At 59.2% G+C, this 22,175-nt stretch carries 4 protein-coding genes; 2 read left to right on the top strand and 2 right to left on the bottom strand.

What is annotated here, in order from left to right:
• Positions 1-148 precede the first annotated feature (148 nt).
• Both INF58_RS06820 and INF58_RS06815 read right to left on the bottom strand, forming a co-directional pair.
• Positions 149-18,157 carry an Ig-like domain-containing protein gene (locus INF58_RS06820; RefSeq protein WP_193527329.1) on the bottom strand — a complete coding sequence of 6,003 codons (18,009 nt, stop codon included), beginning with the start codon at positions 18,155-18,157 and terminating at the stop codon, positions 149-151.
• A gap of 121 nt (positions 18,158-18,278) precedes the next feature.
• Entirely contained in the window at positions 18,279-19,616 is a 1,338-nt protein-coding gene (locus INF58_RS06815) for a TolC family outer membrane protein (RefSeq protein WP_193527328.1), read from the bottom strand.
• Between the two features lie 732 nt (positions 19,617-20,348).
• Here INF58_RS06815 and INF58_RS06810 point away from each other — a divergent pair.
• The gene (locus INF58_RS06810) at positions 20,349-21,092 is read left to right on the top strand and encodes a DeoR/GlpR family DNA-binding transcription regulator (RefSeq protein ID WP_193527327.1); all 744 of its coding nucleotides are present in this window, start codon (positions 20,349-20,351) and stop codon (positions 21,090-21,092) included.
• A gap of 13 nt (positions 21,093-21,105) precedes the next feature.
• Positions 21,106-22,173: an oxidoreductase gene (locus INF58_RS06805; RefSeq protein WP_193527326.1), complete on the top strand. Its 1,068-nt coding sequence runs from the start codon at positions 21,106-21,108 to the stop codon at positions 22,171-22,173.
• Positions 22,174-22,175: the final 2 nt, after the last annotated feature.

The raw sequence follows: 22,175 nt of genomic DNA, 5'->3' as shown, positions 1-22,175 counted from the left end.
TTCGTCCTGAAATGATACCTTTACGGAATGATTTAAAACGGAACGCTTTCTAAACGAACCCGCAAAATAATCTTGTGAAATATAGGGTTATGGCTAGTGATGTAAAGAAACGCAAAAAGCCGCGAGGATCGCTCCCCGCGGCACTGTTTTACGCAATTAACAGCTGATGATTAGCCAGCAGCGTTGCCAGATCCGTCTGCACGCCGTTCAGCGTCAGCAGCGGGGTTGAGGAGAACTGACCGCCCGCCCCGTCCAGGTCAACATGGATCTCAGTATTGCTGCCGTTCTGCACCACGCGGACGTAGTCGGTGATGTTGCCCGCGCCGCTGTCCAGCGTCGCGACGCCGTTCACGTAGCTCGCCGAGCCGCTGCCGGTATAGCCGCTTTCGGAGAGCAGTTCGCGCAGATCGATACGGTCCGTATCCGCAGTTCCTTCCCAGGTGCCGACGGTAAAGCCATTGACCACATCGCTGCCGTTACCGCCCGTCGCATCCGAAGCGTTGATCAGCTTGTAGAGCAGCGTATCCTGGCCGCCGTTGCCGATGTTGAAGGTGTCGTTACCGCCACGGCCTTCAAAGAAGTTATCCGCGGTATTGCCTGTAAAGACATCATCACCGTTTCCACCAGCCAGCCCTTCAATGTTGACAAACCGTGCAGAACCAAAACCTGTATCTTGCATACCGGTCTTACTGAGGTCGATATTCAGCGCTGTCGAGCCAGCGAGCTTGTAATCGACAATATCCATCCCCCCTTCGGCGGACCAGACGTTCACATCGGATACCACGCGGCTACCGCCGCCACCGTTATAGATATGCGTACCGGCCGTTGCGTATAACGTGTCGTTATAACCCGTTCCTACAATACCTACGGAATTGCTTCCATCCGTTGCGGCCTGGGCGCTATCGACGACTGCATCCCCATTTTCAGCGGTCAGCACATAGGCATGGTTCTTCTCTACCGCTTTGAGACCCGCCCAGGAAGCGTTGACGTTCTCGATGGTATTCGTTGTCCCGGAAGAGTCGAAACTGACGGACGAAACACCGCCAAAGTCATTACCATTAGAAAGCAGTACAGCGCTGTAAGACTTGCTCGCATCAAGACCGTAGAAATACACCAGCCCTGTCGAGTCGTTCATGTTCACGCCGCCCTGCGGGTTAATGACCTGTGAACTAACAACCTTACCGGTACTCTCGTCTACCAGCAGTACCGTATTGCCATAGAAGGCGTTAATACCGTTGGCGTCAGAAATACGCAGAATGATGCTGGTTCCATCGTTGATGGTGCTGGTATTTTCGATGTACTCCGTCTTGCCACCCGCCGCGCGGAACACAACCAAATCGCGATCGCCGTCATAATCAAGGTCGAGCGCAAGTGCTCCCGTGGTGACGTTAGTGCTGCCCTGATTTGCGCCCGTTAACAGCGTTTGCGACGACCATTTAACCTGACCAGTACTGGCGTTCACACCGTTGTTAAGCCAGAGCATGCCGATATTGTTGGCGTTAGTGGCAACTGTGCTGCCCGCTGCGCCCGCAATCTCGATCAGATCCATCTTGCCATCACCGTTCCAGTCAACCGCCAGCGAGCTCATGCTGTTTACGCTGTCGCCGAAGGTCTGAACATTCGATCCAGTTCCCACGCCGTTAGCCGCCGCGGTTAAATTCCCGGCACCATCGTTGTAGAAAACGGCACTGGTGGCGTTACCCTGACCGGTTAGCCCTCCCACAAAGAGATCCATATAGCCATCGCCGTTAAGGTCGGCCCAGGTCATTGTGGTGTAGTAGTTACTCGTCGTCCCCTGGTTTCCATAGAAAACCCCCGTCACAATCTGGGTATTGGTCAGCGTATAATTACCGTTAGCATCCACGCCATTGGTCGCTACCACCAGACGGGTATTCACGCTGCTGGAGCCGCCGCCGGAGGTAGAGTTGCTGCCTACCGTGCCGTGATACACAATGTCGACATAGCCATCGTTGTTGAGATCCACGCCAGAGAGATCGCGGCTCATTTGCGCATTGTTATTGTTGGTCGATGCCACACCATCCTGGGTTGTAGCGGTATCAACATAAGCACCGCTTTTGTCAAAGCCAATAATGGTGCCGTCCGTGTTCATTACGATCTGAGTGTCATAGCCCCCCGGTGCGTTGGAATCGTTTGGCGATCCATCGCCGTACACCATGTCGACCAATCCATCGCCATCAATATCAATGCCCATGACGCCGCCGTACCAGCTCCATGTGTTGCCGTTGACATCGTTTGTCTGTCCCGCAACACCGTTAGAACCCACCTGGAAGGTGGTGTAGGTGCCGTCCGCATTGTATTTGAAAGACTGCTGGCCATTTGCATAACTGGTATCTGCACCGAGGATATCCATCAGGCCATCCCGGTCAAAATCGACAAATGTTGACTGCTGCTGTCTGTCCGGACCACTGATTGCGACGGAGCTGAATGAACCTAACGTCGTCGAACTGGTCGCGTTCTGGGTAAAGACCGTTGAGTTGCTGAGGATCCTCCATGAGCCATCTTCAGCCAAAGTCAGTGCCGTGCCTGTATCCTGCGAAGAGGCTGCGGTCGAGGTAAAACTGATCTCCGGCGTCGGTGATACCGTCAGCTCATTCGCGGTGTCATCCGCCGTGATCTGTGTTCCGTCGGCTTTGTAAAGTGCGGCCTTAACATCATATGTACCGAGCGCCAGTGCATCTCCATCAGGGATCTGCACATACCAGGTACTGTTTTTAGGATCAACAACCACAACGCCATTGCGAGAACTGTAAACCACATTGTTGACCGTCACTTCGACGTATTCACCATCGAGGATTTCGAAGTCAACGCGGCCGGTAATAATCGGTGTGGTATCCAGCGTATCCTGCACCTCTACGTACATTTGCAAATCAACGGTGAAGTCAAACACAGGAGAATGTGCGCCTTCGTTGCCAGCTGCATCAACAACGACAGCGTAGAACTCCCCTTTCTGCCCATCTACCAGCGGATCCGTTAAGGCGAATGACCATGAGGTACCGTTTACGTTAGCTTCGCCAAGCAACGTGCCGTCGGCGCTATACACGCGCACCAGCTCGCCGGTCAAAAGTGTGGAAGACAACGTACCGTTCAACACAGGCAAACGGTCGTCTGTTGTCGTGCCAGAACCAAACTCACCGCGTGATGAGCCTACCTCGTCGGTATAGCTAACTATTTTCGCTGTGGTGGTAGACGGCGTAAGATCGACGTTGACTACCTGCTGAGCAGTAGCACCTGTATTGCCCGCTAAATCCACTACCCGAACCTGATAGGTGTGTTCGCCTTCTGGCAGATTGCGAGTGTCGATAAAGCTCCAGCGATTGCCGTACATCGTGACATACTGCCAGGTTAATCCATTGTCGACGCTTATCTGTACATATTCACCGCTGGACAGTGGCGCGCCAATGGAACCATTGATAGTCAGTGACGTATCGTTAGTCAGGAAATCACTGTCGCTATAGCCCGTATCTGTTGAAATACTGTCAATGCTGACGGTAATAGCACTCTCCGGGGCAACGAGATCCACCGTCACCTGCTGTTGTGCAGACCCACCGATGTTCCCGGCTGTGTCTATTACCCGCACATAGTAGTCATAGGTGCCGTTACCCAGCGTACGCCCGTCCACGTAATACCAGCTGCTGCCGGTGACAATCACGTTCTGCCAGGTGACCCCGCCGTCGATACTGATCTGGGCATATTCACCGTCGGCCAGCGTCGCGCCGAGCGAGCCGTGCAGCGTCAGGGACGTATCGTTAGTGATAAAGTCGCTGCTGCTCAGGCCGGTATCGTCGCTGATGCTGTCGATAGCGATCGTTTTGCTGGCGTCCGGCGCGATGGTATCAATGGTCACCACCTGGCTGGCGGTGGCGCTGATATTCCCCGCGTCGTCAATTACCCGCAGCTGGTAGTTGTAGTCGCCGTCGACCAGCGTACGTCCATCGACATAGGTCCAGGTCAGGCCGCTGACGCTCACGTCGGTCCAGGTCGCGCCGCCGTCAATGCTAATCTGCGCATGGTCGCCGCTGCCCAGCGCCGCGCCGAGCGTGCCCTTCAGGCTGATCTGCGTGTCGCTGGTGATGAAGTCGCTGTCGGACAGGCCGGTATCCTGCGTGACGGAATCCACGGTAATGGTCGTCGCCGCTGGCTTCGTCAGATCGATCGCCACGTTCTGGCTGTCCGTTGCCCCCACGTTGCCCGCGTTATCAATCACGCGGACCTGGTACAGATACGTACCGTCGGTCAGAGTGCGGCCATCGGCGTAGCGCCACGTGGTGCCGGTCACCGTCAGGTCAATCCAGGTGGTGCCGCCGTCGAGGCTGATCTGCGCCTTCTCGTTGTTGCCGAGCTGCGCGGTCAGCGAGCCGTTGATCACGATATTGCTGTCGTTGGTGATGAAATCACTCGCGCTCAGGCCGGTATCGTTTTGTAGCGAGTCAATGCTGATCCCCATCGATGGCGCGGTCAGATCGACGGTGACGGTGTGATTGTCGCTGGCGCTGTTGCCGATGGCGTTGCTGACCTGCGCGTTAATCACGTACGAACCGCCGTCTTCCAGCGCGGTAACGTCTGCGCTGCCCACCGTGTAGCTCCAGGTGCCGTCATTCTGCACGGTCGCCGCATAGGTTTTACCGTTCAGCGTGATGGTCACCGTCTGGCCCGCAGGCGCGTCGGTGGTGCCGCTGACGACCAGCGGCGTGCCGTGCTCGGCAGCGTTAACAATGTCATCCTGCGCAAAGGCGTTAATGGCGATCGTCGGGACATCACCGTTCAGCGTCACGTCGTGCGTGGCGCTGCCCGGGTTGCCAGCCTTATCGCTCACCGTGGCGGTGAGGGTGTACTGCCCGTCGCTCAGGCCGAGGAAATCACGCCCCGGCACGAAGACCGACCACGAACCGTCCGCCGCCACGGTCGCCTGATAGCTGTGACCGTTGAAGGTCACGGTTACCGTCTGACCCTGCTCCGCCGTGGTAGTGCCGCGGATGGTCTGGCCCGCCAGCTGCTCGGCGTTGTTTACGATATCGTCATCCGCCACGACGCTGATGGTCACGGTCGGCGCGACGGTATCCACCGTTAAGGTATGCGTCGTCTGACCGCCGTTACCGGCTTTGTCGGTAACGGAAGCGGTGACCGTCAGCGCGCCCTGGCTCAGCGTGCCCAGGTCTGCTGCCGGAACGTCCAGCGTCCAGGTCCCGTCGTTTGCCACGGTTGTGGTGTAAGTTTTGCCGCCCAGCGTGACGGTCACGGTCTGACCCGCCTCAGCGCTGGAGGAGCCGTGTACGGTCAGCGGCTGCTGAGCTTCCGCCGCGTTCAGAACGTCGTCGCCTGACAGCGCGTTCACGCTAATCACCGGCGCGGTGGTGTCCACGCTGAGGGTGTGCGTCGCCGAGGCGCTGTTGCCCGCGCTGTCATGCGCCGACACGGAAACCTGATAGCTCGCGCCATTGGCCAGCGCGCCCACGTCGGCGGCCGGAACGGTGGCCTGCCATGAGCCGTCGCTCTGAATGGTGGCCGTGTAGCTTTTACCGTTCAGGGTTACGGTGACCTGCGTGCCGCTGGCGAACTGCGCGCTGGAGCCATTGATGACCAGCGAAGCGCCCGCTTCTGCCGCATTGATCACGTCATCACCGCTGATAGTGTTGACGGTCAGCGCCACGGAGGCCGTGTTTACCACAACGTCGTGGGTCTGGGTGCTGCTGTTACCCGCGCTGTCGGTGATGGTCGCGCTGAGGGTGACGGTGCCGTCAGCGAGCGCAGAAATATCGCTGGCAGGCACGCCCACGCTCCATTTGCCGCTGGCGTCAACGGTGGTGGTGTACTGGTTCGAGCCGATGGTGATGACCAGCTTATCGCCCACGCTGGCGCCGGTTGCGGTGCCGCTGACGATCTGCGCCTGACCATGCTCCACGCTGTTGATAACGTTATCGTTCGCCACGACGTTAAAGCTGACGGTCGGCGGTGTGGTATCGAGCGTAATCGCTTTCGCCGCGCTGCCCGGGTTACCCGCGGAATCGCTCACGCTCACCTGCACGGTGTAGCCGTTATCGGCCAGTGCGGACAGATCGGACGCCGGTACGTTAACGCTCCAGACGCCGCCCTGCTGAACCTGTGCGGTGTAGCTGTTCCCGCCGAGAGATACGGTCACCGTCTGACCGGCTTCAGCCGTCGTAGTGCCGGAAACGGTCACGCCCGCAGCCGCTTCGCTGCCGTTGATCACGTTGTCATCGGCTACCGTATCAATCGTCACGGTTGGTGCCGTCGTGTCCACGCTGTACTCGCGGCCCGCAGACGCGCTGTTACCGTGTACGTTGTTTACGCTCACCTGCACGCTGGCGTCGCCGTCCTTCAGGCCCGCAAGATCCGAGGAAGGCACGGTCGCCGTCCAGTTGCCGTTGGCATCGACTTTCGCGGTGTAAGACTTGCCGCCAAAGGTGATGGTCACGGTCTGGTTTTCTTCCACGTTGGAGGTGCTGCCGGACAGCACCAGATTCGTCCCTTTCTCCGCCGCGTTAATCACGTCGTCGGTGGCGATAGCATCGATGCTGATAGCCACGGCCGCCAGATCGACATTGACGTCGTGACTGATGGAGACCGGGTTACCTGCGCTACTCTGACCGGCTACGGTGATTGTCACCGTGCCTGCGGCCAGAGCGCCCACGTCCGCCGCCGGGATCGCCGCGCTCCATGAGCCGTCTGCCAGTACCGACGCGGCATAGGTCTTGCCGTTTACGGAAACGGTGAGCGTCGTGCCCGCCGCCAGCCCGTCGCTGGTGCCGGTGACGATCAGATTTTGACCATGCTCAATGCTGTTAATCACGTCGTCGCCCGCCACGATATTCACGCGCAAGCCCGGCAGGCTGGCGTCGATAGTGATATCGCGCTCCCCGGTGCCGGTATTACCATGGCCGTTGGTGACGGTTGCTGACACGGTCAAATCGCCGTTGCCCAGCGCCGTCAGGACGGACTCCGGCACGCTGACGGACCAGGTGAGGTCACTCTGCACCGTCGCGGTGTAGCTGTTGCCGCCGATGTTCACCGTCACCGTGTTACCGGCTTCCGCGTTCGCCACCTTACCGGTGATGGTCTGGCCTGCGGCCACTTCCGCCGCGTTGATGACGTTATCACCCGCCACGGTGTTGATAGTGACGGTCGGCAGCGCGGTGTCGACCAGCAGGTTCGCTGCGCTGCTCACGCTGTTGCCCACGCCGTTGGTGGCGGTCGCGTTAAGGATGTAATTCGCTTCGCCCAGGCCTGCAAGATCAGCAGCCGGAACCGTCAGGCTCCAGGTGCCGTCCGCCGCCGTCGTTGCGGTGTAGTTTTTACCGTTCAGGGTCACGGTCACCACGGTGCCTTCCGCCAGGTTGGCGCTGGTGCCGCTCACGCTCAGATCCTGACCTTTCTCCGCCGCGTTCAGGATGTTGTCACCGCTGATGGCGTTGAAGCTGACCGACGGCAGACCGGTATCGACGGTCACGTTATGGGTGCCGCTGCCGGTGTTGCCCGCCGCGTCGGTAACAGACGCAGTGACGGTCACGGTGCCGTCGCTGAGGCCTGAAATCACGCTCGCCGGGACGCCCACGCTCCAGTTGCCCGCCGCGTCCAGCACGGTGGTGTACGTCTGGCCGCCGATGGTCACGGTCACCTTATCGCCCGCTGCCGCGCCGGTGGCTGTGCCGCTGATAATCTGCGCCTGACCGTGCTCGGCGACGTTAATCACATCGTCATCTGCAATAGCGTGGATGGTTACCGCCGGGACGGTCATATCCACCGTCAGGTTGTGGTTTACCGACGCCGGGTTGCCCGCCTTGTCGCTCACGCTCGCGGTTACGGTCACGCTGCCGTCGCTGAGCGCCGCCAGGTCCGCCGCCGGAACGTTCAGCGTCCAGCTGCCGTTCGTACCGACGGTTGTGGTGTAGTCCTTGCCGTTCAGCGACACGGTGACCGTCTGGCCCGCCTCGGCGGTGCTGGTGCCGGAAACTGTCAGGTCAGACTGCGCTTCCGTGGCGTTCAGGATGTCGTCAGTCGCAATCGTGTTGATAGTGACGGACGGCGCGGTGGCATCCACGCTGTACTCGCGGCCAGCCGAAGCGCTGTTGCCGTTGACGTTGGTGACGCTCACCTGCACGCTGGCGTCGCCGTCCTTGAGGCCCGCCAGATCCGCAGCCGGCACGGTATAGGTCCAGTTACCGTCTGCTTCTACGGTAGTGGTGTAGATTTTACCGTTCAGGCTCAGGGTGACGGTCTGCCCGGCTTCCACGTTGGTGGTCGCGCCGGACAGCACCAGATCCGCCCCTTTCTCCGCCGCGTTGATCACGTCGTCGGTGGCAATGGCGTTGATGCTGATGGCAACAGAGGCCAGATCGACGGTCACGTCGTGGCTGATGGTAATCGGGTTACCCGCCGCGCTGTCGCCGGTAACGCTGATTTTCACGGTGCCTTCCGGCCACGCGCTCACGTCCGCAGACGGAACCGCCGCGCTCCAGGTGCCGTCCGCCAGCACCGTCGCCGCATAGTCTTTGCCGTTCACGGAAACGGTCAGCGCCGTGCCCGGCGCCAGCCCGTCGCTGGATCCGGTGACAATCAGGTTCTGCGCATGCTCTATGCTGTTAACCACGTCGTCGCCCGCCACGATATTCACGCGCAGGCCCGGCAGGTTAGCGTCGATAGTAATGTCGCGCTCGCCGGTGCCGGTGTTGCCGTGGCCGTTGGTGACGGTCGCCGTCACGCTCAGGCTGCCGTTGCCGAGTGCGGTCAGCACATCAGCAGGCACGTTCACGGACCAGCTCAGATCGTTCTGCACCGTCGCGGTATAGCTGTTGCCGCCAATGGTCACGGTTACGGTGTTGCCCGCTTCAGCATTCGCCACGGTACCGCTCAGGGTCTGGCCTGCCGCCACTTCCGCCGCGTTGATGACGTTATCGCCCGCCACGGTATTGATGGTGACGGTCGGCAGCGCGGTGTCGACCAGCAGGTTCGCTGCGCTGCTCACGCTGTTGCCCACGCCGTTGGTCGCGGTCGCACTGAGGGTGTAACTGGCCTGACCGAGACCGGCCAGATCCGCAGCCGGAACCGTCAGGCTCCAGGTGCCGTCCGCCGCCGTCGTTGCGGTGTAGTTTTTACCGTTCAGGGTCACGGTCACCACGGTGCCTTCCGCCAGGTTGGCGCTGGTGCCGCTCACGCTCAGATCCTGACCTTTCTCCGCCGCGTTCAGGACGTTGTCACCGCTGATGGCGTTGAAGCTGACCGACGGCAGACCGGTATCGACGGTCACATTATGGGTGCCGCTGCCGGTGTTGCCCGCCGCGTCGGTAACAGACGCAGTGACGGTCACGGTGCCGTCGCTCAGGCCTGAAATCACGCTCGCCGGGACGCCCACGCTCCAGTTGCCCGCCGCGTCCAGCACGGTGGTGTACGTCTGGCCGCCGATAGTCACGGTGACCTTATCGCCCGCTGCCGCGCCGGTGGCGGTGCCGCTGATAATCTGCGCCTGACCGTGCTCGGCGACGTTAATCACGTCGTCATCTGCAATAGCGTGGATGGTGACCGCCGGAACGGTCATATCCACCGTCAGGTTATGGTTTACCGACGCCGGGTTGCCCGCCTTGTCGCTCACGCTCGCGGATACAGTCACGCTGCCGTCGCTGAGCGCCGCCAGATCCGCCGCCGGAACGTTCAGCGTCCAGCTACCGTCCGCGCCGACGGTTGTGGTGTAGTCCTTGCCGTTCAGCGACACGGTGACCGTCTGGCCCGCCTCGGCGGTGCTGGTGCCGGAAATCGCCAGGTCAGACTGCGCTTCCGTGGCGTTCAGGATGTCGTCAGTCGCAATCGTGTTGATGGTGACGGACGGCGCGGTGGTATCCACGCTGTACTCGCGGCCAGCCGAAGCGCTGTTGCCGTTGACGTTGGTGACGCTCACCTGCACGCTGGCGTCGCCGTCCTTGAGGCCCGCCAGATCCGCAGCCGGCACCGTGGCGGTCCACTTACCCGCCGCGTCCACCGTGGCGGTGTAGTGCTTGCCGCCAAAGGTGATGGTGACGGTCTGATTTTCCTCCACGTTTGAGGTGGTGCCGGAAAGCACCAGATCCGCGCCCTTCTCGGCCGCGTTAATCACGTCGTCGGTGGCAATGGCGTCGATGCTGATAGCGACGTTCGCCAGATCCACCGTCACATTGTGGCTGATGGAAACCGGATTGCCCGCGCTGCTCTGGCCCTCAACGGTCACGGTGACGGTGCCTGCTGCCAGGGCACTTACGTCCGCAGAAGGGAGAGCCGCGCTCCATGTACCGTCCGCCAGTACCGTCGCGGGATAGGTTTTGCCGTTGACGGTAACGGTCAGCGCCGTGCCTGCGCTCAGGCCATTGCTGGAACCGGTAATAATCAGATTCTGTCCATGTTCGATGCTGTTGATCACGTCATCGCCGGCCACGATGTCCACGCGCAGGCCCGGCAGGCTGGCGTCGATGGTGATCTCACGCTCGCCGCTGCCGCTGTTGCCCACGCCGTTCGTGACGCTGGCGGTTACAGTCAGATCGCCGTTGCCCAGCGCCGTCAGTGCCGATTCCGGTACAGCGACGGACCAGGTCAGATCGCTCTGCACCGTTGCGGTGTAGCTGTTGCCGCCAATCTTCACGGTCACGGTATTGCCCGCTTCGGCATTCACCACGGTGCCGCTGATGGTCTGGCCTGAGGCCACTTCTGCCGCATTGATGACGTCGTCGCCTGCCACGGTGTTGATCGTGACGCCCGGCAGCACGGACTCCACGTTCACGGTGTGCGAGGTGCTGGTGCTGTTGCCGACGCTGTCCGTTGCCGAGGCAGTGACGGTGTAAAGCGCCTCACCCAGTTGCCCTACCTCGCTCGCCGGAACGGTCGTGGACCATTGGCCGTTGGCCTCAACCGTGGCGCTGTAGGCTTTGCCGTTGAGCATCACGGTCACCACCGCGCCCGTCGCCAGTCCGGAAGCCGTACCGGTGATGGTCAGATCCTGCGTTTTCTCGCTGCTGTTAATCACATCGTCATCGGAGACGGTGTCGATGGTCAGCACCGGCGCGCTCAGGTTGACTTCCACCTCGCGCGTCGCGCTGTTGCTGTTTCCGGCTTTGTCGGTAAGCGCCGCGGTGATAGTGTAATCCCCGGCGGTCAGGGCACCGACGTCCGCCGCAGGCACGCCCACGCTCCAGTTGCCGGAAGCATCCAGCGTCGCCGTGTAATCTTTATTATTGATGGTAACGGTCACCACGTCGCCCGCCGCCGCGCCGGTCACTGAGCCGGTGACAATCAGAGCCTGCCCGTGCTCGGCGCTGTTGATCACGTCGTCATTGGAAACGGCGTCAATGGTCAGCTGTGGCACGGTGGTATCGACCAGCACGTCGCGACCCGCCGAAGCCGGGTTGCCGGCCTTATCGGATACCGCTGCCGTGATCGTGTAGTTGCCGTCGTTAATCGCGCCGACATCCGCAGAAGGTACGGTCACGCTCCAGCTGCCGTTTGCCTGCACGGTGGTGGTGTAATCCACGTCGTTCAGCGTCACGGTCACGGTCTGGCCCGCTTCGGCGTTAGAGGTGCCGTTGACGACCAGATCCTGCTGCGCTTCGGCGGCATTGATGATGTTGTTGTCGCTGACGATCTCGATAGATACCGTCGGCGCGGTGGCGTCCACGCCGTACTCGCGTCCCGCCGAGGCGCTGTTGCCGTTCACGTTGGTTACGCTCACCTGCACGCTGGCGTCGCCATCCTTCAGACCAGCCAGATCCGCCGACGGCACGGTCGCCGTCCAGTTGCCGCTGGCATCCACTTTCGCCGTGTAGGACTTGCCGCCGAACGTGATGTAAACCGTCTGGTTCTCTTCCACGTTGCTGGTGGCACCCGACAGCACCAGATCTGCGCCTTTTTCTGCCGCATTGATCACGTCGTCGGTAGCGATAGCGTCAATGCTGATAGCAACCGTCGCCAGGTCGACCTTCACGTCGTGGCTGATAGAAACCGGGTTGCCCGCTGCGCTCCGGCCTTCAACGGTCACGGTGACGGTGCCTGCGCTCAGCGCGCCGACGTCTGCTGCCGGAACAGCGGCCGTCCAGGTCCCGTCTGCCAGTACGGAGGCCGCGTAAGTTTTACCGTTAACGGTCACCGTCAATGCTGTACCCGCTGCCAGACCGTCGCTGGAGCCGGTGATAATCAGGTTTTGACCGTGTTCGATGCTGTTGATCACGTCGTCGCCCGCCACCTTATCGACCCGCAGGCCAGGCAGGTTGGCATCAATCGTGATGTCGCGCTCGCCGGAGCCGGTATTACCGTGGCCGTTAGTGACGCTGGCGGATACGGTCAGGTCGCCGTTGCCGATGGCGGTTAACACGTCAGACGCGACGTTAAGCGACCAGCTTAAATCGTCCTGCACGGTTGTCGTATAGGTATTGCCACCCACCGAAATTGTGACAGTGTCACCGCTAGCGGCACCGCTCACTTTCCCGCTCAGGGTTTGTCCGGAAGCGACTTCCGCTGCGTTAATCACGTCATCGGTGGCGATTGCGTTGATGGTGACCTGCGGCAGCGCACTGTCGACCAGCACGCTGTGGCTGGCGTCCGCGCCGTTGCCTGCGCTATCGGTCACGCTTGCCGTGACGGTATAGGTCGCTTCACCCAGCGCAGAGACGTTCGCCGCCGGAACGGTCACGCTCCAGCCGCCGCTGGCGTTGGTGGTCGCGGCGTAGCTGATGCCGTTGAGGTTCACGGTAATCGCTGTGCCTTCCGGCTGGTTGCTGGTTCCGGAAAGCAGCATATCCTGGCCTTTCTCGGTGGCATTGATGACGTCGTCAACCGCCAGGGTATCAATGGCAATCGTCGGTGCCGTCAGGGAGACGTCAAGAGCATGGGTGGCCGTGGTGCTGTTACCCGCCTTATCGGTGAGGGTGGCGGAGATCGTCTGATGCCCGCCCGCCAGCGCGCCCACGTCTGCCGCCGGAACACCCACGCTCCAGCTTCCGGCACCGTCCAGCATCGCGGTGTAGTCTTTGCCGTTCAGGGTTACGGTAATGACGTCGCCCGCCTGTGCGCCCGTCACCTTGCCGGAAACAATCAGCGCCTGGCCGTGCTCGGCAATATTCACAATGTCGTCGCCCGCGACGAGGTTGAAGCTAATCTGCGGCACGGTGGTATCCACCAGCACGGCAGCATCCGCGCTGGCCGGGTTGCCCGCTTTGTCGTATACGGAAGCCGTGACCGTGGCGTTACCGTCGGTGATGCCCGCCAGATCCGCAGCCGGCACGTCGAGCGTCCAGCTGCCGTCAGCCTGCACCTGCGCGGTGTACTGGTTGCCGTTGAAGGTTACGGTAACCGTCTGGCCTGCTTCGGCAGTGGACGTCCCGCTCAGGGTCAGATCCTGCGCTGCCTCAGCCGCATTCAGCATGTTGTCGCCGCTGATGGTACTGATGGTCACCACTGGCGCGGCGGTGTCGACGCTGAAGCCCTGCGAAGAGGAGGCCGCGTTGCCGTTCACGTTGGTCACGCTGACCTGCACGCTGGCATCGCCGTCCTTCAGGACGTTCAGATCGGCAGCCGGAACGGTGTAGCGCCAGTCGCCGTTGGCATCGACCGTCGTGGTATACGTTTTACCCGCGACGCTGACGGTAACGGTCTGGCCCGCTTCAACGTTTGAGGAAGAGCCGGAAAGCACCAGATCCTGGCCTTTTTCCGCCGCGTTAAGCACGTTGTCGTCCGTCACGCTGTTGATGCTAATCGCTACCGGGGCGAGATCGACATCCACAACGGTGCCGATGTTCACCGGGTTGCCGGAGGCATCCTGCGCGCTGGCGCTGATGGTGAGCGAACCGTCCGCCCATTGGGAGACGTCTGCCGCCGGAACCGCTGCCTGCCAGGTACCGTCCGTCAGTACCGAGGCAGAATAATCCTTGCCGTTAATGGTCACGGTTACGGTGCTGCCCGCCGCCAGGTCAGTACTGGTGCCGGAGATAACCAGGTTCTGCGCGTGTTCGATGACGTTAATCACGTCGTCACCGGCGACCATATCAATGCGCAGGCCGGGCAGCTGGGCGTCGATGGTGACGTCCAGAGAAGACGAACCGGTATTGCCGTGCGCGTTGGTGACGCTGGCCGATACGGTCAGATCGCCGTTGCCAAGCGCGGTTAACTGGCTCTGGGTTAGCGGCAGGCTCCAGGTGAGATCGTCCTGCACGGTTGCCGTGTATGTTTGCCCGCCGAGGATAATCGTGACGGTATCGCCCGATGCGGCGTTAGAGACCTTCCCGGTCAGGGTTTGCCCTGCGGCCACTTCCGCCGCGTTGACGATATTGTCGGTTGCGAAAGTGTTGATAGTGACTACCGGCAGCGAGCTGTCTACCAGCACGTCATGCGAGGTTGAGGCGCTGTTACCCACATTGTCGGTCACGCTCGCCGTCACGGTATAACTGGCTTCGCCCAGCGCGCTCACCGCAGAGGCGGGCACGGTGACGCTCCAGCCGCCGCTGGCGTTAGTGGTGGCGGTGTAGTTGATACCGTTCAGGTTTACGGTGATGGTGGTCCCTTCCGGCTGGTTGCTGGTACCGGAAAGCCGCAGATCTTCGCCCTTCTCTGCCGCATTGATCACGTCATCTACGGCCAGCGTGTTAATACCGATAACAGGCGTTACGGTATTCACCACCACATCCAGAGAATTGCTGCCAGTATTGCCGGACCGATCGGTCACGGAGACGTTAATGGTCCAGGTACCGTCCGTCAGCCCCTGAACGACGGATGCAGGCAGGCCGAGGCTCCAGTTGCCCGCCGCGTCCACCGCAGTGGTGTAGTCCACGTTATTAATGGTGATGGTGACCAAATCGCCCGCCGCCGCGCCGGTGACGGAGCCGCTCAGGATCTGCGCCTGAGAATGGGCCAACTGGTTAACGGTGTTGGTGTCGGTGACAAAGTCATTAATGGTCACCTGCGGCACGGTGGCATCCACCAGCCCAACGCGATCCGCGCTGCTGCTGTTACCCGCCACGTCGCTGACGGTAGCCGTAACGGTGATCGGGCCATCGGTTAGCGCGCCAACGTTGGCGGCAGGCACGTTCAGCGTCCAGGTGCCGTCAGCCTGTACGGTGGTTTGATAGTTTTTGCCGTTCAGCGTCACGGTGACCGTCTGGCCCGCTTCAGCGGTGGTACTGCCGCTGAGCACCAAATCCTGCTGCGCTTCTGCCGCATTGATGATGTTGTCGTCGGTCAGGTTATCGAGCGTAATGGCCGGCGGCTGCGTATCGACGGTCACCACGCGTGAGGCGTCCGCGCTGTTGCCGCTGACGTTTGTCACGCTAACGCTCACCTGCGCCCGCCCGTCGATCAGCGTTTCCATGGCGTTCGCCGGGACGGTCAGGCTCCATGAGCCGTCCTGCTGCACCTGCGCGGTAAAGGTCCGATCCGCGAATTTCACCACCACGGTCTGGCCCGCCTCTACGCCCTGCGTCTGGCCGGAAAGCGTTAAATCCGCCCCTTTTTCCGCAGCGTTGAGCATATCGTCAGCGGTTACCGTATTGATGGTGACGGCCACGGCGTTCAGATCAAGCTCAATCGGGTGTTCAGCTACAACGGTGTTGCCCCAGGCGTCTTCAGCGCTGACGCTGACTGTCATCCCGCCCGCGGTCCATGCCTTAAGGTCAGCCGCGGGCACGCCAATCTGCCAGCTGCCGCTGGCGGTAATCAGGGCGGCGTACTCAATATTATTGATGGTGACGACGATCGGCGTGCCGGCAGCCAGATGGGTACTGGAGCCGGTCACGGTCAGATCCTGCTGCTGTTCAATGGCGTTGATCACGTCATCGCCAGAGATGGTATTGACGCGCAGGCCCGGAAGTCCGGTGTGGATGTTGATATCCCGCTCGCCGGTGCCGGTATTGCCGTGCGCATTGGTGACGGAGGCACTGAAGGTTAGCCCGCCGTCGCCAAACGCCTGAATGTCTGCGGATGGGATCGTCACGCTCCAGGTCAGATCGCCGCCAACCGTCGCGGTGTAGCTTTTGCCACCCACGCTGATTGCGACGGTATCGCCCGCCGCCGCGCCGGTCACGCGTCCGCTAAGGGTTTGGTCCACCGCCGCTTCGGCGTTATTGACCAGGTTATCCCCCGCAAAGGTGTTGATGATCACCTTCGGCAGCACGGTATCGACAAGCAGATTCGCCTCGGCGGAGCCGCTGTTACCCACGCTGTCGGTGCCGCTGACGCTGACGGTGTAAAGGGTATTCGCCAGGCCCAGCACGTCGGAAACCGGCACCTGAACAGACCAGGTGCCGTTCTCAACGGTGGCCTGATAGCTCACGTTATTCAGGGTCACGGTGACGGCGCTGCCGTTCGGCAGATTACTGGTTCCGCTGAGGCTCAGGGGCTGCATAGCCTCCTGCGCATTCAGGACGTTATCCTGGCTGATGGCGTCAATGGTGAATTCTGGCGGGTTGCCGCTGAGCGTAATACCGTGCGTCGCGCTGCCGGTATTGCCCGCCGCATCGGTGACGGAGACAGAAACAGTATGGCTACCCTCACCCAACGCGCCGATAACAGAGGCCGGTACCCCTACGCTCCAGCTGCCGTCCGCCTGGACAACACCGGTAAAGGTCTGGCCGCCGACGGTCACGGTAACGACATCACCCGCTGCCGCGCCTTTCGCATGGCCGGAAACGATCTGCGCCTGCCCCTGCTCGCTGGTGTTCAGGATATCGTCGCCCGCAACGGTATTGATAGTCACAACCGGCGCGGCGGTATCCACGGTGAAATCGGCAGTCGCGGATGAACCGTTTCCGGCTTTGTCGCTGACGTTAACCGTCAGGGTATGCTCGCCATTTGCCAGCGCCTGTACCTCGCTGGCCGGCAGCGTGACGGACCATGAGCCGTCGCTGCCCACCGTCGCGGTATGATTTTTGCCGTTCAGTGTCACGGTGACAATTTGCCCCGCTTCGGCATCCGTTTTACCGGTCAGCGTCAGGGGCTGATTGTGTTCAGCCGCATTGATGACGTTATCCTGCGCGATCGTGTTGACAGTGATCGCTGGCGCAGCGGTATCAACGCCAATGGTCTGGCTGCCGCTCACGGTATTCCCCGCCGCATCCTTACCGCTGACGTTCACCGTCCAGGTGCCATCGCCCAGCGCCTGCGCATCTGCGGCAGGCACCTTCACGCTCCAAGCGCCGTTTGCGCCTACTTCAGCCGTATAGGATTTTCCGTTCAGCGTAACGGTCAGTTCGGTGCCCTGCGCCAGATTTTTGCTGGCACCCGAGAGCGTAAAGCCCGCAGTCTGTTCGCTGGCGTTGATCACGTTATCGCCCGCCGTCGTGGCAAGCGTAACGGTGGCATCTGCCGTGGATACGGTAACGGTGATGCTGCCCGCAGAGGTCGTTTTACTGCCGTCGATCTGCACGACAGACCAGGTATGCTCGCCGTCCGCCTGGGTCGGGAGTTTTACGGTCCAGGTGCCGTCTTTCGCAACCATGGTGCTGGCGATGGTGCTGCCGCTCCCGTCCTTAATCTGAATGGTCGCGCCCGGCTGCCCGGTACCGCTGAAGGTTGGGGTGTTATCGTCCGTGACTTCTTTTGCACTCAGCACACCCTGCTTGTCACCCGCTTTATCCGTCAGCAAAAACGTTGGCGTAGCGCTCTCTACTTCTTTCGTATTATCAATAACTTTTGTTTTGGTTTCGCCGTCACCGCCGTGAGAAAGCAGCGCACCGATGGCCCCGCCCCCTAACGCCGCCCCGGCAATCCAGCCCCACGGTGCATCGCTTAAGACGCCTCCCTGCTCCAGGAAAGGCTCAATGCTGCTGATGGGTGTCGCCTGCGCGGTTAATTCCGTGGCGGCAACGCCCGATGCTTCACCGGCATCGGCGAAAGAAATGTGCGTCAGTTCCTGATTATCGTTGAAGACCAGCTCTGAGTGGTTTTGCGTCTCAGGATCTTCCACAAAATAATTATTGCAGCGAATCACGCTGCCATCTTTCATATAAATGAGGAGGTCATTCCCCTGGCGGACATACCGCACCACGTCCTGAGCAGAGCCCTGAATTTCAATTACGCTCGGCGATGAAATAGAGACAGACAGATTTCCTTCACCGGTTAATTTTGTTTTTTCTGCCGTTTTTCGAATGATGACATCAACAACTTTTGCGTTACTCATATTCTTCTCCTTGCAGGTGCGCGTATTCCTGTGGATATGTCCACCAGATGGATGTAGCTATCCCTGGGAAAAATCACCCATTATTGTCTTACTTATTTCGCGCAGAAAGGCGCGCCTTTTTTTAACTCAAATCAGGTAGCTTCGCGGCAGCGTTTTTCTCGATTCCGATAAGCGGCATGAGATTATCCACTGCGGATGCGTAATTAATCGCCGCACTCCAGCCATCGTATTCAGCCATTATTTTTGCTGAGGTAGCAGCCCAGACATCCTGTTCCACGCTGAGCAGATCGTTAATGCTGCGCTTGCTCAGGGTATATTCATTTTTGTAGACGTCGCGGGCGCGCAGCGCATTTTCCAGCTGTCGTTTCCCGGCCTCCATTCGTCCTCGCGCTCCGGTCCAGTCGGCCTGCGCGACGGAGGCTTTTTGCAGGACATCAAAACGGGCCTGATCGACCTGAGTCGATGCCATCGCCCTTGCCCCTTCAGCCTGACGCACGCGCGCCGAGACCGCGCCGCCCTGATAAAGCGGTGCGTCAATATTGAGCTGGATCTGGTCATCCCAGTAGGCGCGATTATCCGACTCATACCGGGTCCGGCCCCCTTTCAGGCTCAAGGTCGGCCAGTGCTGAGACTTCGCGGTTTCGACCCCATACTGAGCGGAACGCTCCATGTTCTGTGCGGCCATCACCGCAGGAATCAGTGAATAATCAATACGATTGAGAGAACCCGGCTCCACGGCCAGTCTTCCAGGTACCGGTGAATAGCGTTCAGCCTGTATGCCGGTTAATACCGCCAGCCGCGCGCGGGCGCTATTCAGGGACGCATTATACTGCTCTACCGTGGCCTGCATACCGGCGATACGGGTACGGGTCTGAAGCTCGTCAGAGGTGGAGCTTACGCCAGCATCGGCGCGGAGTTTTGCCAGTTGCTCGACGTTTTTAAGCGCCTGCACGTTCTCTGTTGCCGCCTGCAACAGATCGCTGTAGCGCTTGACCTCCACATAGCTGAGGGCCGTTTTTTCCGCGACGGCAGACATCGTGCCCATCAGCTGATAGCGATAGCTGTCACGCTGCGCTGAAGACTGGCTGATGCTGTTGTTGGTCTTGCCAAAATCGTACACCAGCTGCGTCAGGCTCAGGCCCCAGGCAGCGGAATTTCGCAACGAGCCGCTCGAATCGGTGGTCTGGCTGTGACCGGTGCTCCCGTTCAGAGCAATTTGTGGCATCCAGGCACTGCGCGCTTCATCTATTTGCGCCTGGCCGATCCCCAGCTGTGCCGCCTGCTGGCTCACCGACGGATCGCGGTCCAGTGCGAAAAGAATACTTTCTTTCATTGTCATTGCCGCAACGGGCGATATTCCCACCGGGCCGTTATTTGCATGCGCCGCAGTCACCACCAGCGAAATGAAGGTCAGTGAAGCAGATAATTTAAGCAACCTGTTATTGCATTTCATCTTCATTATCTCCTCCGACTCCAGGCAATGGCTAAATAATTACCCATGAAGAGGTATAAATATTTTTTCAAATATTCCCCCACTCCTGTTTGATAAATTCAGGTAATAGTTCCCCATACCCATTTCATTTGAGATGAGAGCCGTACTACGTCTATTTTATTTTAAGAATTTACTTAAAAATTAATTGATTTGCAGCATAACAAAATGTGATATGTGCAACCACACCCGCAATGTTAACGTGGTGTTGCAAACAAGAAAAAAGATGGGGTTTCTGGACAAAACGCTATAAGACGCGTTTTAAATGAAACTTATAAAACCCCTGTAATTTAAGGAAAATTCCGAAATGCCCTGATGTACATTTTTGCGTTAATTTCATCTTGAATCAGACACAAAGATTTTCAAAGAAGTGTCAATTTAAGTAATTCGGCGGATAAAATTGAAGTATTATACTATTCACCTGAACCTATATAGATACAAGCACTATTTTTTAATTATAAATTAGATAAAAAAACCAATTACCGCCTGCAAACTGGCGACTTAACCCAAATTCCTATGTAAAACATAGCGATAACAACCTGGATAAAAGTTAAATACATGTTTTTGAAGAATGATTAATGCGATATCAATAATAACCTCATTAAACTGTTTTTAGATAACATTGCACACCTGCCTCATTTCTTTTCCTGCAAAATGCTGTAAACTGCGAGATATTGCGACATTTTGCAGGATAGTGCCCTCATGCATAAAACCGCCAGACAGAAATATGTGCTTGATATTATTAGTGAACAAGGCCAGGCCAGCATCACCGAGCTGGCAGAAAGGCTACTGGTATCGGCTGACACCATCCGTCGCGATTTGACCGACCTGGAAAAGCAGGGCCTTGCGCAAAAAAATCATGGCGGAGCCATCGCACTCAATCTCTCGACGATGACCCGTGTCAGCAGGAATACCTTGCTTCCTGAAATTAAGCAGCAGTTGGGTAAACAGGTGGCGCAACATGTGCCTGCGGGCTCGACGCTTTTTCTGGACGCGGGAAGCACAATACTGGCCGTTGCCTCTTTCCTTCAGGGGCCGCTGACCATCATTACCCCTTCTCTCGATATCGCCCAGCTGGTTAGCGCTCGGGAGGATATTGATCTGATCCTGCTCGGTGGAAAGTGGGATCAGAAACAGCGCCTGTTTGCCGGAAGTGCCACCCTTTCCCTGCTCTCTCGCTATCGGGCAGATATCGCCATTCTTGGCGCATGCGCCATTCATGCCGAGCTCGGGTTAAGCGCCAGTCAGGAGGCGGATGCCGAGGTAAAGCGAGCCATGTTGGCCGCAAGCCAGGCGCGCTGGATAGTCGCCGATCACCTTAAGCTCAACCAGTGCGAACCGTATCTGGTTTCGGGGTTATCCCAGATTCATCAACTGTTTTTAGATCGTCCCTGGGCAGAGCTCGGGGACCCTGGCGCCTTGCAGGTTACCGTTTGCGCGCATTAACGTGGAGAAGGTCATGAATAAAGTGAAGACAATCAATATTGCGCTGATCGGGTATGGTTTTGTAGGTAAGACGTTTCATGCCCCGCTGATCCGGTCCGTCGATGGCCTGAAGCTGGCGGTGGTCTCATCCCGGGATGAAGAGAAGGTCAAACGCGATCTGCCCGACGTCCTCGTTGTCGCCACGCCAGAAGAGGCCATTCAGCACCCGGATATCGACCTGGTGGTGATCGCCTCCCCCAACGCGACCCATGCGCCGCTGGCTACGCTGGCCCTGAACGCCGGCAAGCACGTGGTGGTAGATAAACCGTTCACGCTGGATATGCAGGAAGCGCGGGATCTGATTGCACTGGCTGAAGAAAAACAGCTGCTGCTTTCTGTCTTCCATAACCGCCGCTGGGACAGCGATTTTCTCGGCATTAAGCAGGTGATTGCGCAAGGCAGCATCGGCAAGGTAAAACACCTTGAGTCACATATCGATCGTTTCCGCCCGGAGGTTCGCGTGCGCTGGAGAGAGCAAAACGTTCCCGGCAGCGGCCTGTGGTTCGACTTAGGCCCGCACATGATTGACCAAACGCTACAGCTTTTTGGACTGCCACAGTCGGTGCAGGGCAACATCGCCACGCTGCGTGACGGCGCAGAGATTAACGACTGGGCGCACGTGGTGCTGAATTATCCTGAACACAAAGTGATCCTCCATTGCAGCATGCTGGTGGCGGGCGGCGTTTCACGCTTTACGGTCCACGGCGACAAAGCGAGCGTAGTGAAAGCGCGCATCGACCAGCAGGAAGCCCAGCTGCTGGCGGGCGTCATTCCAGGCAGCGAAAGCTGGGGTGAAGATAGCGACGATATGGTGCTGTTTAATGCTCAGGGGGAGGCCAGCGCTATCCCTGCGCCAAAAGGCGATCAGCGACAGTACTATATCAACGTGCGCGATGCCCTGAACGGCAAGATTGATAATCCGGTCCATCCGGTGGAAGCGCTGGCGGTGATGGCGGTGCTGGAAGCGGCGGTCAAATCGTCGAAAACGGGTTCAACCCAGACGCTGGAGTTAACGACGCAGGAGCGCGCGCAGCTGCAATAAAC

Source organism: Enterobacter cloacae complex sp. P24RS, from assembly GCF_014982165.1.
Classification (GTDB): domain Bacteria; phylum Pseudomonadota; class Gammaproteobacteria; order Enterobacterales; family Enterobacteriaceae; genus Enterobacter; species Enterobacter quasihormaechei.
The sequence above is the reverse complement of the archived record's forward strand: the minus strand, read 5'-3'. Positions and strand labels throughout refer to the sequence as shown.